The organism is Hydrogenophaga sp. GW456-12-10-14-TSB4 (assembly GCF_059424305.1).
The window spans coordinates 57,579-72,399 of sequence record NZ_JBWKZH010000009.1 but is presented as its reverse complement, the minus strand read 5'-3'; the positions used below and the strand labels follow the sequence as shown (position 1 = coordinate 72,399).

Genomic DNA, 14,821 nt, shown 5'->3' with positions numbered 1-14,821 from the left:
AAAGAACTCAGCCGGCCCGAACCATTTCGACGTGGTCGATGCCGTCCTCGATGTAGATCTCGCTCGCCGGCTCGAAGCCGTGCTGGCGGTAGAACGCCTCCAGCCGCGCCTGCGCGCCGATGCGGATGGGCTGCACGCCCCACAGGCCATGCACGGCCTGCACCGCCTCGCGCATCAGCACATGGCCCAGGCCGCCGCCGCGCGCCGCCGGCAGCGTGACCACGCGGCCGATGCTGGCCTCGGTGAATTTCAGGCCGGCCGGCACCAGGCGGGCATAAGCCGCCAGCGCACCGTCGGCGCGTTCCCCGAGCAGATGAAAGCACTGCGGGTCCGCGCCGTCCATGTCCTGGAAGATGCAGGTCTGTTCCATCACGAACACCTCGGTGCGCAATTGCAGCAGGGCATACAGGGTGCGGGCATGGAGGGCATCGAACGGCAGGCAGCGCCAGGTCAGGTTCACGGAGCTCAAGCGCGCACTTCCCTCAACACGTAACCGATGCGCGGGAAATGCACATGCACCCTGCCCGTCCTGGCGTCGCTGCGCTCCAGCGTGTAGCGCGTGCGCGTGGCCGCGCGCAGGATGCCTTCGGTCGGCTCCGGGCCGAAGGCCTCGGCCGTGACCGTGACGCGGCTGCCCAGCGCGATGCCGTGCTCGTCCTGGAAGACGTCGTCGGCCAGCGCGGCGGGCTCCGCCGCGGCGGCGATGGCGATGGCGTCGGTCGACGTGAGCTTGGTCATCGGCCCGTGGCCGATGGCCGCCATGCGGTCCATCCATTCCAGCACCGGCGGCGTGGCATCCAGGATGCCCGCCATGGCGCGGTTGGCCACGCGGCTGAACCACAGCGGGTGGTAGGCCGAGAAGTCCGCCACGCAGGGCGCATCGCCAAGCAGGAAGGGCTGCTCTTCCACCATGGTGGAGAGGCGGCGCAGGTAACTGCGGAAGGCGGCGGTGGCGTCGCCCGGGCGCGGGCTCGTCATGCCGGCGCGCATGGCGGCGCGGTCGGCCGCGAAGGCCTGCCCGACTTCGGGCGGCTGGCCGGCGAACAGCGCGGCGGCGCCCTTGGGGCTGAGGTTGTAGCCCATCGAGGCCCAGAACAGCGTGGTGTCGGCCCATTGGGCCAGCACGCGCGCCATGCCCTTGTGGCGTTCGGGGTACAGCGGCGGATCGGGCCGCACATGCTCCAGCACATCACAGATGAGCGCCGTGTCGCAGTAGATGTCCGCCCCCATCTGCAGGATGGGTGTGCGGCGGTAGCCGCCGGTGAGCGCGGTCACATCGGGCTTGGGCAGGGTGGCGGGCACGGTCACGCCGCGCCAGTCCACGCCTTTGTAGCCGAGCAGCAGGCGCGCCTTCTCCGCGAACGGCGACAGCGAATAGTGGTGAAGGATGAGGTCGTGCATGGTGTGGGGGTCCTGTGAGGCCGCCGTCAGCGCGGCATGGCCCGGGCAATGATGGCATCGAAATCGGTGCCGGCACCGAGCGAGCCGAAACTGTGGCCCCACTGGCCGCCCAGGCGCGAATCGCAGAAGGCGCCGAACACCGCCGCCGGCGCGGTCTGCGCCAGCAGCGCGGCCTGCACGGCCAGGGCCACGTCCTGCGCCAGGCGGCGGGCCTCCATTTCGGTGGCCATCTCTTCCACCCGGACGGGCAGGCGCTCGGCCAGGTGGTCCAGCGCCGGGTGCATGCCGCGCGCGGGCGCCAGTTCATGGGCCAGCGCGGCAGCGGCATCGGCCTTGCGCAGCGCGCGCAACAGGTCCAGCGCCATGATGTTGCCCGCACCTTCCCAGATCGAATTGAGCGGCATCTCGCGGTAGATGCGCGCCATGATGCCTTCGCCACCCTCCTCCACGTAGCCGTTGCCACCCAGGCATTCCATGGCTTCCTGGGCGAAGTGGCTGCCGCGCTTGCAGATCCAGAACTTGGCCACGGGCGTGAGCAGGCGCGTCATCACCTGCTCGTGCGCGTCGCCCGCGCGATCGAAGCTGCGCGCCAGGCGAAGCGCCAGCGCGGTGGCGGCCTCGGACTCCAGCGCCAGATCGGCCAGCACGTTCTTCATCAGCGGCTGGTCGATCAGTGCCTTGCCGAAAGCCTTGCGCTGGGTGGTGTGGTTCAGCGCGATGGACAGCGCCTGGCGCATCAGGCCGCTGGTGCCCAGCGCGCAGTCGAGCCGCGTCATGGTGCCCATGGCCAGGATCTGCGGCACGCCGCGCCCCTCCTCGCCCACCAGCCAGGCGCTGGCGCCCACGAACTCCACCTCGGAGCTCGCGTTGGCCTTGTTGCCCAGCTTGTCCTTCAGGCGCTGGATGAACAGCTGGTTGAGCGTGCCGTCGGGCAGCACGCGCGGCAGGAACAGGCAGGACAGGCCGCTGGCCGTCTGCGCCAGGATCAGGAAGGCGTCGCACATCGGCGCCGAAAAGAACCATTTGTGGCCGGTGACGCTGTAGCGCTGGCCCCAAGCGTCGCTGCCGGCGGGCTCGGCGCGCGTGGTGTTCGCGCGCACGTCGGAGCCGCCCTGCTTCTCCGTCATGCCCATGCCCATGGTCAGGCCGGGCTTGTCGCGCCAGACCTTCAGCGCCGGGTCGTAGAGGCGGCTGGTGAGGCCGGGTGCCCAGTCCTGGTAGATGGCCGGGTTGTCCTTGAGCGCGGGCGCCACCGCGTAGCTCATGGAGATGGGGCACAGGATGGACGGCTCCAGCTCGGTGAAGAGCATGAAGCCGGCGGCGCGCAGCTGGTGGGCGTGACCGGTGGCCTGCTGCTCGGGCGAGAACGCGGTGCCGTGCAGGCCCGCCCCCACCGCCGCCGTCATGAGCGCGTGGTAGCTCGGGTGGAACTCCACATGGTCGATGCGGTGGCCGAAGCGGCTGTGCGTTTTCAGCTGCGGCGTGTGCACATTGGCCAGCCGCGCGTGGGTCTGCATCTCGCCGCTGCCGGCCGTGGCGCCCAGCGCCTGCATCGGCGCGGTGTCCAGGGCTGGCGCGTTGAACTTCAGCGCCGCCTGCATCGGGCGGTTGCCGGCGAACAGGTTCACGTCCACCAACGGCACGGGCTGGTTGAAGACGTCGTGCGTGGTGGACATGGCACGCTCCTTCAGATCAACTTGACGAGCTGCTTGCCGAAGTTCTTGCCCTTGAGCAGGCCCATGAAAGCCTCGGGTGCGGCGGCCAGGCCTTGCGCCACGGTTTCGCGCGGGCGCAGCTTGCCGGTGCCGACCAGCGTGCCCAGCTCGGTCAGGGCCTCGGGCCAGACTTCCATGTGCTCGCTGACGATGAAGCCCTCGATCTTGAGGCGGTTCACCAGGATCAGCGCGGGGTTGGCCAGCGGCAGCGGCTGGCCGTCGTAGCCGGCGATCATGCCGCACACGGCGATGCGACCGAAGGCGTTCATGCGCAGCAGCACCGCGTCGAGCACCATGCCACCCACGTTCTCGAAGTAGCCATCGATGCCATTCGGGCAGGCTTCCTTGATGGCCTTGGACAGCGAGTGCGCGTCCTTGTGCAGCTTGTAGTCGATGCAGGCGTCGAACCCGAGCTCTTCCACCGCGTACTTGCATTTGTCCGGGCCGCCGGCGATGCCCACCGCGCGGCAACCGCGCGCCTTGGCCAGAGCGCCGAAGGCGCTGCCCACCGCGCCCGTGGCGGCGCTGATCACCACCGTGTCGCCGGCCTTGGGGTTGATGATCTTCACCAGGCCGTACCAGGCGGTCACACCGGGCATGCCGACCGCGCCCAGGTAGTGCGAGAGCGGCACGTGGGTGGTGTCCACCTTGCGCAGCGCGCCAGGCTGGTTGGCATCCACCACGCTGTATTCCTGCCAGCCGCCCATGCCCACGACCTTGTCGCCGGGCTGGAACTTGGGGTGCTTGGACTCAGCAACCTCGCCGACGGTGCCACCGATCATCACCTCGCCCAGCGGCTGCGACGCGGCGTAGCTCTTGCTGTCGTTCATGCGGCCGCGCATGTAGGGGTCCAGGCTCAGGAAATGGTGGCGCACCAGCACCTGGCCGTCGGCCAGTGCGGGGGTCTGGGCGGTGACCAGCTTGAAGTTGGCCACGGTGGCTTCGCCCTGCGGGCGGTTGTCGAGAAGGATCTGCTGGTTGGCGGGCATGGTGTTTCTCCGTTGGGGAATGGGACCGTCAGTCGGTCTTGATGCGGTTGAGGGGCTGTGCGCTGCTGGCGCCAGTGGCCAGGCGCGGCATGAGCTTGAAGGTGCCGGTGGCGTGGGCGCAGAGTTTGCCGGCGGCGTCGAAGATGTGGCCTTCGGTGAAGACCATCGTGGCGGTGCGGTGCAGCGTGCGGCCGGTGGCCCGCAGCGGCCCCTTGGCGGCGCGCATGAAGCTGGTCTTCATCTCGATGGTGACCGCGCCCATGTCGGGCTCGGTGGAGCGCGCGGCGTGCGCCATGACCACATCGAGCAGCGTCATGCTGGCACCACCGTGCACCACGTCGAACGAGTTCATGTGGTCGGGCCCGGGGTTGAAGAGCAATTCCGCCTCCCCGCCCTCGAACCGGTGCAGCTCGAAACCCAGGAGTTCGACGAAAGGGATGCGGACGGAAAATTCCATGACCCGATCAGCCTCCGGTGATCACGCTGACGCCGCCGTCCACCGCCAACCACTGGCCGGTGATGTGCTTGCCGGCGTCGGAGGCGTAGAGCACGGTCAGGCCCTTGAGGTCTTCGTCATCGCCCAGGCGGCGCAGCGGCGCGTGCGAGGCCAGCTTTTCCTCACCCATGGTCTTGAGCGTGCCCACCGTCATCTTGCTCGGGAAGAAGCCCGGGCAGATCGCGTTGACGGTGATGCCGTACTTGCCCCACTCGGCGGCCAGCGCGCGGGTGAAGTTGATCACCGCGCCCTTGGAGGTGTTGTAGGCGATGGTGTTCATGCCCGAGGGGTTGCCGCCCAGGCCGGCGATGGACGCGGTGTTGATGATGCGGCCCGACTTGCGCGCGATCATGCTGCGCCGGGCGATCACCTGGCTCAGGATGAAGTAGCTGCGCACGTTGAGGTTCATCACCTTGTCCCAGGCTTCCACCGGGTGGTCTTCGGCCGGCGCGCCCCAGGCGGCGCCAGCGTTGTTCACCAGGATATCGATATCGCCCAGGCGCTGCAGGCTTTCGTCGGCCAGGCGGTGGATGTCTTCTTCCTTCGAGCAGTCGGCCGCGACCCAGCGCGCGTCGATGCCGGCGGCCTGCAGTTCGGCGGTGGCGCTCTCCAGGTCCTCGGCCTTGCGCGAGCTCACCAGCACGCGCGCGCCGGCCTCGCCCAGGGCGTGGGCCATCTGCAGGCCCAGGCCACGCGAGCCGCCGGTGATCAGGGCGGTCTTGCCCTTGAGGTCGAAGAGTTGGGGAATGGTTCGGGTCATGTTGTCGTCCTCGGGGTGATGGAGAAAAGCACGGTCAGTCATTGTGGGTGAATCAGGCGGGCGTGCCTGTCACCGGCGCGGCCTGCAGGGCCTGAAGCTTGTACCAGAGATGCGCCCGCAGGCGGGGGTCTTCGGTCAGGCCCATGCCGTGGCGCAGCGCGGCGGCGGCGTCCGGCCAGCGCCGTTGTTGCTCCAGCAGGTGGGCGCGCGCCACCCACCAGGGGGCGTGGTTGCGCACCTCGGCCTCGGGCAAGCCGTCCAGGGCGGCCAGGCCTTGCGCGGCCCCATGCGCCGTGCCCAGCGCCACCGCATGGCCCACGTGCGCGCCCAGCGTGGGGGCGATCTGCAGCAGGCCCTCGTAGAGCTGGACGATGCCGCCCCAGGGCACGCGGCCGGTGACGGCGCGCTGCGCATGGGCCGACTGGATCGCCGCCTCCAGTTGGTACGGCCCCAGTTGACCCAGCGCCGCAGCTTCGCGCAGCAGCGCATCGGCCTGTGCGATCTGGGCGTGGTCCCAGCGCGCCGTGTCCTGCTCGTGCAGGGGCACGAAGCGCTCGCTGCCGTCGGGTGCGGCCACGAAGCGCGCCGCGCGGCGCGACTCGCAGAACAACAGCAGGGCCCGCAGTCCGCGCGCCTCCGCGTCGCCCGGCAGCAGGGCCTCGCACAGCTCGGCCAGGTAGAGCGCCTCGGCCGCCAGCTCGCCCGATCCGCCCAGCCGCTCCCAGGCCAGCCCGTAGGCGGCGTACACGGCCTCCAGCAGCGCGTGCGTGCGCTGCGGCAGGTCGGCCGGCTCGGGCTCCTCGAAGCGGATGCCGGCCTGGGCGATCTTCTGTTTGGCGCGCACCAGGCGCTGCGCCATGGCCGCGGGCGACACCAGGAAGGCGGCGGCGATGCGCTGGGCGTCCAGCCCGAGCACGGCCTGCAGCATGAGGGGCGTGCGCACCGAACGCTCGATCGAGGGATGGGCGCAGACCAGCATCAGGCGCAGGCGGTTGTCGGGAATCGGGTGGGCCTGCAGGAAGGGCTCGGGGGCCGCGTCGTCCTCGCGGGGCAGCAGTCGGCGCACCACCGGGTCGTCGGCCAGCCGCTGCACCACGCCCTGGTGCCGCGCCGACTGCAACAGCGCCCGATGGGCCACGGCGAGCAGCCAGCCTTCGGGCTGGGCCGGCACACCATCGCGCGGCCAGCGCTCCAGCGCCTTGAGCAGCGCGTCACCCAGCGCGTCCTCGGCGGCGGCCAGGTCGTTCCAGCGCCACGACAGGTAGGCCACCAGGCGGCCGTAGGTGTCGCGCGCGGCCAGCGCCGCCGCTTCGGCCGCCCGGGTGTTCATGTGGCGTGCGGGATGTCCATGGGTGGCAGCACGGGGCGCACTTCCACGCTGCCGGTGCTGGCGCAGGGCGCACGCGCGGCCCACTCCAGCGCCTGATCGAGCGAGGGCACCTCGATCACGAAATAACCGCCCAGGTGCTCCTTGGTGTCGGGGTACGGCCCGTCCTGCACCTGGCGCTGGCCATTGCGCACCCGCACCTGCGTGGCGGTGTGCGGCGGCTGCAGGCCGTTGCCGCCCTTGGTGATGCCGGACGCATGCAGCGCGGCGATGTAGGCGCCCCAGGCGCCGAAGTAGGCGTCGTCGGGACGGCGATCGAAGTCGGCCTGGGTTTCCTTGAAAACGATCATGTATTCCATGTGAAGCTCCTGTGGAGGCCGCGGGATCGTGCGGCACGGTGGATGAAAGTGCAACCCTGCACTTCCTGCTCCATGGATGCCTGAAGACCGGCCCGATCGACACCTTCGACAACCGCCTGTCGGCCCGGGCTCAGACCTCGTAGTCCATGCACTGCCGCTGCTCCACCACCAGGCGCATGAACGGCTTGAGGGCCGTGTGCGAGGGATGGTTCTGGTACGCGGCGAGCGCGTCGCGGCCGGTGAAGCTGCTGTTGAGCACCAGGTCGTAGGTGCATTCCAGGTCGCCGCCGGTGGCAACCTCGAAGCGCACGATGCCGGGCACCAGCTGGGCACAGGCATCGAGCAAGGCCTTGGCCTTGGCGATGTTGGCCTCGCGGCTGCTGCCGTCGGCGGTCGCCTTGATCTTCCACATGACGATGTGATGCAGCATCAGAAGGCCTCCTCGGGCAGGGCCGCGCAGGTCTGGTCGCGCTGGCTCACCACCTGCAGCCACGCGCTGATCTTGGGCAGCTCGTAGTGAAAGAAGAAGCGCATCGCCGCCAGGCGGCCGGTGCGGGCGTTCGATGCGGGCGCGGCGTGCGCGGCCAGCGCCACGTCCAGCCAGACCCAGGCCAGCACCGTGTGGCCGAAGGCCTGCAGGTAGGGCACGGCGTTGGCCAGCGCGTCGGTGGGCTCGCCGGTGGCCCAGGCGGCCTTGGTGGCGGCCCCCACCTGCGCGAGCGCCTGGCCCAGCGCATTGGCGTGGGCGGCCAGTTCGGGCACGTGGATGGCGCGCTGGATGGTGTCGTTGATGCGGGCGGCCAGCAGGCTCAGGCCCTTGCCGCCTTCCATCAGCACCTTGCGGCCCAGCAGGTCCATGGCCTGGATGCCGTGTGTGCCCTCGTGGATCATGTTCAGGCGGTTGTCGCGCCAGTACTGCTCCACCGGAAAGTCGCGCGTGTAGCCGTAGCCGCCGTGGATCTGGATCGCCAGGCTGTTGGCCTCCAGGCACCACTCGCTGGGCCAGCTCTTGGCGATGGGCGTGAGCACCTCCAGCAGCAGGCGCGCACCGTCCGCCGTGGCGGCGTCACCCGTGTGCTGCTCGTCCACCAGGCGCGCGCAGTACAGCTCCAGCGCCAGCGCGCCTTCGCAGTACGCCTTCTGCGCCAGCAGCATGCGCTTGACGTCGGCGTGTTCGATGATGCGCACCGGCGGCTGCGCCGGGTCCTTGCCGGCCGGGCCCATGGGCCGGCCCTGCGGGCGGTTCTTCGCGTAGTCCAGGCTGGCGTGGTAGCCGGCCATGCCCAGCATGGTGGCGGCCATGCCCACGCCGATGCGGGCCTCGTTCATCATGTGGAACATGCAGTGCAGGCCCTTGCCCGCCTGCCCCACCAGGTAGCCCACCGCGCCCGCCTCGCCCTGCACCGGGTACTTGCCTTCGCCGAAGTTGAGCAGCGTGTTGGTGGTGCCGCGCCAGCCGCACTTGTGGTTCAGGCCCGCGAGCGCCACGTCGTTGCGTTCGCCCGTCAGTTCCCCGGCGGGGTTCACGATTTTCTTGGGCACGATGAAAAGCGAGATGCCGCGCGTGCCGGGCACGAGTTTGCCGTTCTCGTCGGGGATCTTGGCCAGCACCAGGTGGATGATGTTCTCGGTCAGCTCGTGCTCGCCGGCCGAGATCCACATCTTGTTGCCCTTGAGGCGGTAGCGCGGCCCGAGCGGGTCGCTCTCGAAGCCGGCGCCGTCGGGCACGGCGCGGGTCGTCACGTCGCTCAGCGACGAGCCGGCCTGCGGTTCGGACAGGCACATGGTCCCGGAGAACCGGCCCGAGAACTCGTTGAGCGCGAACACCTGCTTCTGCGCCTCGGTGCCGTGCACCATGAGCAGGTTGGCGTTGCCGGTGGTCAGCATGCCGCTGCCGATGCTCACCGAGGCCATGGCGAAGAAGGCGTTGGCCGCGGCCTCCACCGTGTAGGGCAACTGCATGCCGCCCACGGCATAGTCCTGCGCGGCGCTGAGCATGCCGCTCTCGGCGTAGGCCTTCTGCGCGTCGTGCGTGGCCTGCGGCAGGATCACCTTCTCGCCGTCGAAGTGCGGCTCCTGCGTGTCCACCACGCGGTTGAACGGCGCGTACTTCTCGCGCGCGATGCGCTCGCAGGTGTCGAGCACGGCGTCGAAGGTTTCTCGGCTGTGGTCGGCAAAGCGCTCGCGGCCGCTCAGCGCGGGCGCGTCGAGCCAGTCGTAGAGCAGAAAATCGACGGTGGGACGCAGGCTCATGGAAGTCTCTTCTTCAGTTCTTGGGCGGCAGCGCGGCGATGGTGCCCTGCGCCACCGCGCAGAGCTTTTCCACCCCGTCCTGGACCACGAAGACGTCGCAGCGGCAGACCGATTGCGTCCTGCCGGTGTGCACGGCTTCGGCCCGGGCGATCAGGCGCTCGCCGATCGCCGGCCGCAGGTAGTTGATCTTGAACTCCGCCGTGACGACCGGCAAGCCCAGGGCACTGCCGCCGGCGTAGGTGAGCGCGTTGTCGGCGGCGTAGCTCAGCACGCCGCCGTGCACGAAGCCGTGCTGCTGCTTCACCGATTCGCCGATGGGCACGTGCAGTTCGCACTGCCCCCTGGAAAACGCGGCCAGCTCAGCGCCGATGAGGCGCGAGAACGGCTGCGCGGCCAGCACCTCGCGCCCCATGGCCAGAAACACCTCGGGGCTGACGCTGGCCTCGGCCATCGCGGTCGTCCTCAGAGGACTTCGAACACGCCGGCGGCGCCCATGCCACCGCCGATGCACATGGTCACGCAGACGCGCTTGGCGCCTCGGCGCTTGCCTTCGAGCAGCGCGTGGCCGGTCAGGCGCTGGCCCGACACGCCATAGGGGTGGCCCACGGCGATCGCGCCGCCGTTGACGTTGAGGCGGTCGCCCGGAATGCCCAGCTTGTCGCGGCAGTAGATCACCTGCACCGCGAAGGCTTCGTTGAGCTCCCACAGGTCGATGTCGCCGACTTTCAGGCCCAGGCGCGCGAGCACCTTGGGGATGGCGAAGACCGGGCCGATGCCCATTTCATCGGGCTCGCAGCCGGCCACCGCGAAGCCAAGGAAACGGCCCAGGGGTTGGAGGCCGCGTTTTTCGGCCAGGGTCTCGTTCATGACCACGCAGGCGCCGCCGCCGTCGCTGAACTGGCTGGCGTTGCCGGCCGAAATCACGCCGCCGGGAATCGCCGGGCGGATGCCGCTGATGCCTTCCTTGGTGGTGCCGGCGCGGATGCCCTCGTCGTGCTCCACCGTCACCTGCTTGGTGATCAGGCCCATGACCTTGTCGGCCACGCCGGCTGTCACGGTGATGGGGGCGATCTCGGCCTTGAACAGGCCGGCCTCCAGCGCGGCCGTGGCCCGTTGCTGGCTCGCGGCGCCGTACTCGTCCATGGCGTCGCGCGAGATGTTGTAGCGCTTGGCCACCTGCTCGGCGGTCTGCAGCATGTTCCAGTAGATCTCGGGTTTGTTCTTCACCAGCCAGGGATCGGCCAGCATGTGGGTGTTCATCTCCTGCTGCACGCAGGAAATGCTCTCCACGCCGCCGGCCACGTACACGTCGCCTTCGTTGGCGATGATGCGCTGGGCGGCCATGGCGATGGTCTGCAGGCCGGACGAGCAGAAACGGTTGACCGTCACGCCCGAGGTGGTGATGGGCAGGCCGGCGCGCAGCGCGATCTGGCGCGCGATGTTGGCGCCGGTGGCGCCTTCGGGGTTGGCGCAGCCCATGATGACGTCGTCCACTTCAGCGGCTTCGATGCCGGCGCGCTGCACGGCGTGCTGCACCGCGTGGCCGCCGAGCGTGGCGCCGTGGGTCATGTTGAAAGCGCCCTTCCAGCTCTTGGCCAGGGGGGTGCGGGCGGTGGAAACGATGACGGCGTTGGTCATGAAATGTTCTCCTAATGTGGGGTTCGTGGGCTCAGGCGTTGAAGGTCTTGCCTTCGGCCACGAGTCGCGCCAGCAGCGGTGCAGGCTCCCAGAATTTCGCATCGTCCAGCGGGTTCTTGGCAAAGCGTTTCATGCTCTGCACCACGTTGAACAGGCCCACCGTGTCCGCGTAGATCATCGGACCGCCGCGGTGGATCGGGAAGCCATAGCCGAAGATGTAGACCACGTCGATGTCGCTGGCCTTGTTGGCGATGCCCTCTTCCAGGATGTGCGCGGCCTCGTTCACCAGCGAATACACCAGGCGCTGCACGATCTCCTCGTCGGAAATCTTGCGCGGCGTGATGCCGAGCGACTTGCGGTGGTCCTCGATCATCTTCACGACTTCGGCGTTCGGGATCGCGTCGCGCTTGCCCGGCACGTAGTCGTACCAGCCGGCACCGGTCTTCTGGCCGAAGCGGCCCTTCTCGCACAGCAGGTCGGCCGTCTTGCTGTACTTCATGTCCGGCTTTTCCTGGTAGCGGCGCTTGCGGATCGCCCAGCCGATGTCGTTGCCGGCCAGGTCGCCCATGCGGAACGGGCCCATGGCCATGCCGAACTTCTCCATCGCCTTGTCCACCTGCTCGGGCGTGCAGCCCTCGTCCAGCAGGAAACCGCCCTGGCGGCCGTACTGCTCGATCATGCGGTTGCCGATGAAGCCGTCGCACACGCCGGAGACCACCGCCGTCTTCTTGATCTTCTTGGCCACGGTCATCACGGTGGCCATCACGTCCTTGGCGGTCTTCTCGCCGCGCACCACTTCCAGCAGTTTCATCACGTTGGCCGGGCTGAAGAAGTGCAGGCCCACCACGTCCTGCGGGCGCTTGGTGAAGTTGGCGATCTGGTTCACGTCCAGCGTGGAGGTGTTGGACGCCAGGATCGCGCCCGGCTTCATCACGCGGTCGAGTTCCTTGAACACCTTTTCCTTGACGCCGATTTCCTCGAACACGGCCTCGATCACGAGGTCGGCCGAACCGATGTCGTCGTAGCTCAGCGTGGTGCTCAGCAGGGCCATGCGCTGGTCGTACTTGTCCTGCTTGAGCTTGCCCTTCTTCACCTGGGCTTCGTAGTTCTTGCGGATGGTCGCGATGCCGCGGTCCAGCGCTTCCTGCTTCATCTCCAGGATCTTCACCGGGATGCCGGCGTTGAGGAAGTTCATGGAGATGCCACCGCCCATGGTGCCCGCGCCGATGACGGCCACCGAGGCGATCTCGCGCTTGGGCGTGTCTTCCGGCACATCGGGAATCTTGCTCGCGGCGCGCTCGGCCGTGAACAGGTGGCGCAGCGCGCGGCACTCGGGCGTCCACATCAGGTTGATGAAGATCTCGCGCTCGAAGGCCATGCCGTCGTCGAACTTCTTCTTGGTGGCGGCTTCGACGGCGTCCACGCACTTGGCGGGCGCCGGGAAGTTCTTGGACATGCCCTTGACCATGTTGCGCGCGAACTGGAAGTACGCATCGCCCTTGGGGTGCTTGCACGGCAGGTCGCGCACCCGGGGCAGCGCGCTGCCGTCGGCGTGCTTCGCGGCCATCTCGCGGGCCAGGGCCAGGGCCTCCTCGGCCAGGCTTTCGGGCGAGGCCGACAGCTTGTTGAACAGCATCTGGCCGGGCACCTGCGCGAGCATCTCGCTCTTGACCGGCTCGCCGCTCACGATCATGTTGAGCGCGGGCTCCACGCCCAGGGCGCGCGGCAGGCGCTGCGTGCCGCCGGCACCGGGAATCAGGCCCAGCTTCACCTCGGGCAGCGCCACGTTGGTGCCGGGCGCGGCGATGCGGTAATGGCAGCCCAGGGCCAGCTCCAGGCCACCGCCCATGGCGACGGAGTGGATCGCGGCGATGACCGGCTTGGACGCGTTTTCCACCGCCAGGATCACCGACAGCAGGTTCGGCTCGGCCAGCGCCTTGGGCGAGCCGAACTCGCGGATGTCCGCCCCACCCGAAAACGCCTTGCCGGCACCCGTCAGCACGATGGCCTTCACGACCGCATCCGCCTCGGCCTTGGCCAGCCCGTCGGTGATGCCCTGGCGGGTGGACAGCCCCAGACCGTTGACCGGCGGGTTGTTCATGGTGATGACGGCCACATCGCCGTGGACCTGGTACTCAGCGGTCATGAAAAAGCTCCTTCGTTGTGTGTCGGACAGTGCCTGAGGGCGTTGACTGTGACGCTCTTCGTCAAAAAGAACGATCGTTCGATTCTAGAAAGATTGTGCATCGCCGCAAGACCCGGGTGTCGCCGGGTTGTCTCGGGAGATGAAAAAAGAAATGGCTCCGGAGCGCGTGCCCCAACCCAGGATGCCGTGGGTCCGGCTCCGCCGGCCCACAGGCATCGCCCCCCAGTGGGGGGTGCCGCCAAAGGCGGCGCGGGGGGCGTCAAACTTCCAGCCACTCCTTGCGGGTGTACGGGTCGGCGCGCAGGCTCTCCGGCGTGCCCTGGAACACGATGCTGCCGTGCCCCATGACCAGGGCGCGGTCGGAGATCGCCATGGCGATGGTCAGCTTCTGCTCGATCAGCAGCACCGAGACCCCGCGCGACTTGAGCGTCTGCAGGTACTGGCCCACCAGCTCCACGATCTTGGGCGCCAGGCCCTCGGTGGGCTCGTCGATGATGATGAGGTCGGGGTCGCCCATGAGGGTGCGGCACAGGGTGAGCATCTGCTGCTCGCCGCCCGAGAGCACGCCGGCCTCGGTGTGCTGGCGCTCGCGCAGGCGCGGGAACATGCCGTACATGTCCTCGAAGCTCCAGCGCGAGCCCTTGCCGCTGCCCTTCTGCCCCAGCATCAGGTTCTGGTGCACGGTGAGCGTGGGGAAGATGTCGCGGTTCTCGGGCACGTAGCCCAGCCCCAGGTGGGCCACCTCATAGGCCTTCTTGCCCATGATCTGCTGGCCCTTCCAGTGGATGCTGCCCTGGCATTCCACCAGGCCCATGACGGCCTTGGCGGTGGTGGAGCGGCCCGAGCCGTTGCGGCCCAGCAGCGCGACGATCTCGCCGGGCTGCACGTCGAAGCTCACGCCGTGCAGGACGTGGCTTTTACCGTAGTAGGCGTGGAGGTTTTCGATCTTCAACATCAGTGTGCCGCTCCCTGTGCGTCTGCCACGTGCGAGCCCAGGTAGGCCTCTTGCACGCGCTGGTTGGCCCGGACGGCCGCGGGCGTGTCGAAGGCCAGCACCTCGCCGTAGACGACGACGGCGATGCGGTCGGCCAGGCCGAACACCACGCCCATGTCGTGCTCCACCGTGAGCAGGGTCTTGCCCACGGTCACTTCCTTGATGAGGCTGATGAAGCGGCTGGTCTCGCTCTTGCTCATGCCGGCGGTGGGCTCGTCGAGCAGGATCACGTTCGCCCCGCCGGCGATGGTGATGCCGATCTCCAGCGCGCGCTGCTCGGCGTAGGTGAGGTTCATGGCCAGCGTGTCGCGCTTGCGGTCGAGCTTGATCATCTCCATGAGCTGCTCGGCGCGCTCGTTGGCGTCGTCCAGGTCGGCCAGGAACTTCAGGAAGGTGTACTTGTAGCCCAGGCTCCAGAGCACACCGCAGCGCAGGTTCTCGAACACGCTGAGCTTGGGGAAGATGTTGGTGATCTGGAAGCTGCGCGAGAGGCCTGCGCGGTTGATCTCGAACGGCTTCTTGCCGTCGATGCGCTGGCCGTTGAGCAGCACCTGGCCGCTGCTGGGCGCGAAGCGCCCGCTGATGAGGTTGAACAGCGTGGACTTGCCCGCGCCGTTGGGGCCGATGATGCCCACGCGCTCGCCGGCGTTCACGGCCAGGTTCACGCCCCGGATGATTTCGGTCTTGCCGAAGCTCTTGCGCAGGTCCTTGAGTTCCAGCGCGTAAGTCGATGGTGCGTTCAT

At 68.6% G+C, this 14,821-nt stretch carries 15 protein-coding genes; all 15 read right to left on the bottom strand.

Annotated features, from left to right (window positions below):
• Positions 1–7 precede the first annotated feature (7 nt).
• The gene (locus AC07ZS_RS07055; RefSeq protein ID WP_494797921.1) at positions 8–460 is read right to left on the bottom strand and encodes a GNAT family N-acetyltransferase; all 453 of its coding nucleotides are present in this window, start codon (positions 458–460) and stop codon (positions 8–10) included.
• Between the two features lie 5 nt (positions 461–465).
• The gene (locus AC07ZS_RS07050) at positions 466–1,401 is read right to left on the bottom strand and encodes a glutathione S-transferase family protein (protein ID WP_494797875.1); all 936 of its coding nucleotides are present in this window, start codon (positions 1,399–1,401) and stop codon (positions 466–468) included.
• Positions 1,402–1,427: 26 nt separating this feature from the next.
• Entirely contained in the window at positions 1,428–3,077 is a 1,650-nt protein-coding gene (locus tag AC07ZS_RS07045; protein ID WP_494797874.1) for an isovaleryl-CoA dehydrogenase, read from the bottom strand.
• A gap of 11 nt (positions 3,078–3,088) precedes the next feature.
• Positions 3,089–4,105, bottom strand: coding sequence for an NADP-dependent oxidoreductase (locus AC07ZS_RS07040; protein WP_494797873.1), 1,017 nt, complete (start codon positions 4,103–4,105; stop codon positions 3,089–3,091).
• 28 nt (positions 4,106–4,133) lie between these two features.
• Entirely contained in the window at positions 4,134–4,562 is a 429-nt protein-coding gene (locus AC07ZS_RS07035) for a PaaI family thioesterase (protein WP_494797872.1), read from the bottom strand.
• Positions 4,563–4,569: 7 nt separating this feature from the next.
• Positions 4,570–5,361, bottom strand: coding sequence for an SDR family oxidoreductase (locus tag AC07ZS_RS07030; protein WP_494797871.1), 792 nt, complete (start codon positions 5,359–5,361; stop codon positions 4,570–4,572).
• Positions 5,362–5,413: 52 nt separating this feature from the next.
• Positions 5,414–6,691 (bottom strand): RNA polymerase sigma factor, encoded by a 1,278-nt coding sequence (locus AC07ZS_RS07025; protein WP_494797870.1) that lies wholly within the window; start codon positions 6,689–6,691, stop codon positions 5,414–5,416.
• The gene (locus AC07ZS_RS07020; protein WP_494797869.1) at positions 6,688–7,047 is read right to left on the bottom strand and encodes a YciI family protein; all 360 of its coding nucleotides are present in this window, start codon (positions 7,045–7,047) and stop codon (positions 6,688–6,690) included. Before AC07ZS_RS07020 ends, AC07ZS_RS07025 begins: the two co-directional genes overlap by 4 nt.
• Before the next feature lie 130 nt (positions 7,048–7,177).
• On the bottom strand, positions 7,178–7,477 hold the full coding sequence (locus AC07ZS_RS07015; protein WP_494797868.1) for a Dabb family protein: 300 nt from the start codon (positions 7,475–7,477) through the stop codon (positions 7,178–7,180).
• Positions 7,477–9,300, bottom strand: a complete 1,824-nt coding sequence (locus tag AC07ZS_RS07010; RefSeq protein WP_494797867.1) for an acyl-CoA dehydrogenase — start codon at positions 9,298–9,300, stop codon at positions 7,477–7,479. The genes AC07ZS_RS07015 and AC07ZS_RS07010 overlap by 1 nt, the downstream gene beginning before the upstream one ends.
• Positions 9,301–9,313: 13 nt before the next feature.
• A complete protein-coding gene (locus tag AC07ZS_RS07005; RefSeq protein ID WP_494797866.1) occupies positions 9,314–9,751 on the bottom strand; it encodes a PaaI family thioesterase in 438 nt (145 codons plus the stop codon).
• Between the two features lie 11 nt (positions 9,752–9,762).
• Positions 9,763–10,938, bottom strand: coding sequence for an acetyl-CoA C-acyltransferase (locus AC07ZS_RS07000; RefSeq protein WP_494797865.1), 1,176 nt, complete (start codon positions 10,936–10,938; stop codon positions 9,763–9,765).
• A gap of 31 nt (positions 10,939–10,969) precedes the next feature.
• Positions 10,970–13,084, bottom strand: coding sequence for a 3-hydroxyacyl-CoA dehydrogenase NAD-binding domain-containing protein (locus tag AC07ZS_RS06995; protein WP_494797864.1), 2,115 nt, complete (start codon positions 13,082–13,084; stop codon positions 10,970–10,972).
• Between the two features lie 259 nt (positions 13,085–13,343).
• A complete protein-coding gene (locus tag AC07ZS_RS06990) occupies positions 13,344–14,039 on the bottom strand; it encodes an ABC transporter ATP-binding protein (protein ID WP_494797863.1) in 696 nt (231 codons plus the stop codon).
• Positions 14,039–14,821: an ABC transporter ATP-binding protein gene (locus tag AC07ZS_RS06985; protein ID WP_494797862.1), complete on the bottom strand. Its 783-nt coding sequence runs from the start codon at positions 14,819–14,821 to the stop codon at positions 14,039–14,041. Before AC07ZS_RS06985 ends, AC07ZS_RS06990 begins: the two co-directional genes overlap by 1 nt.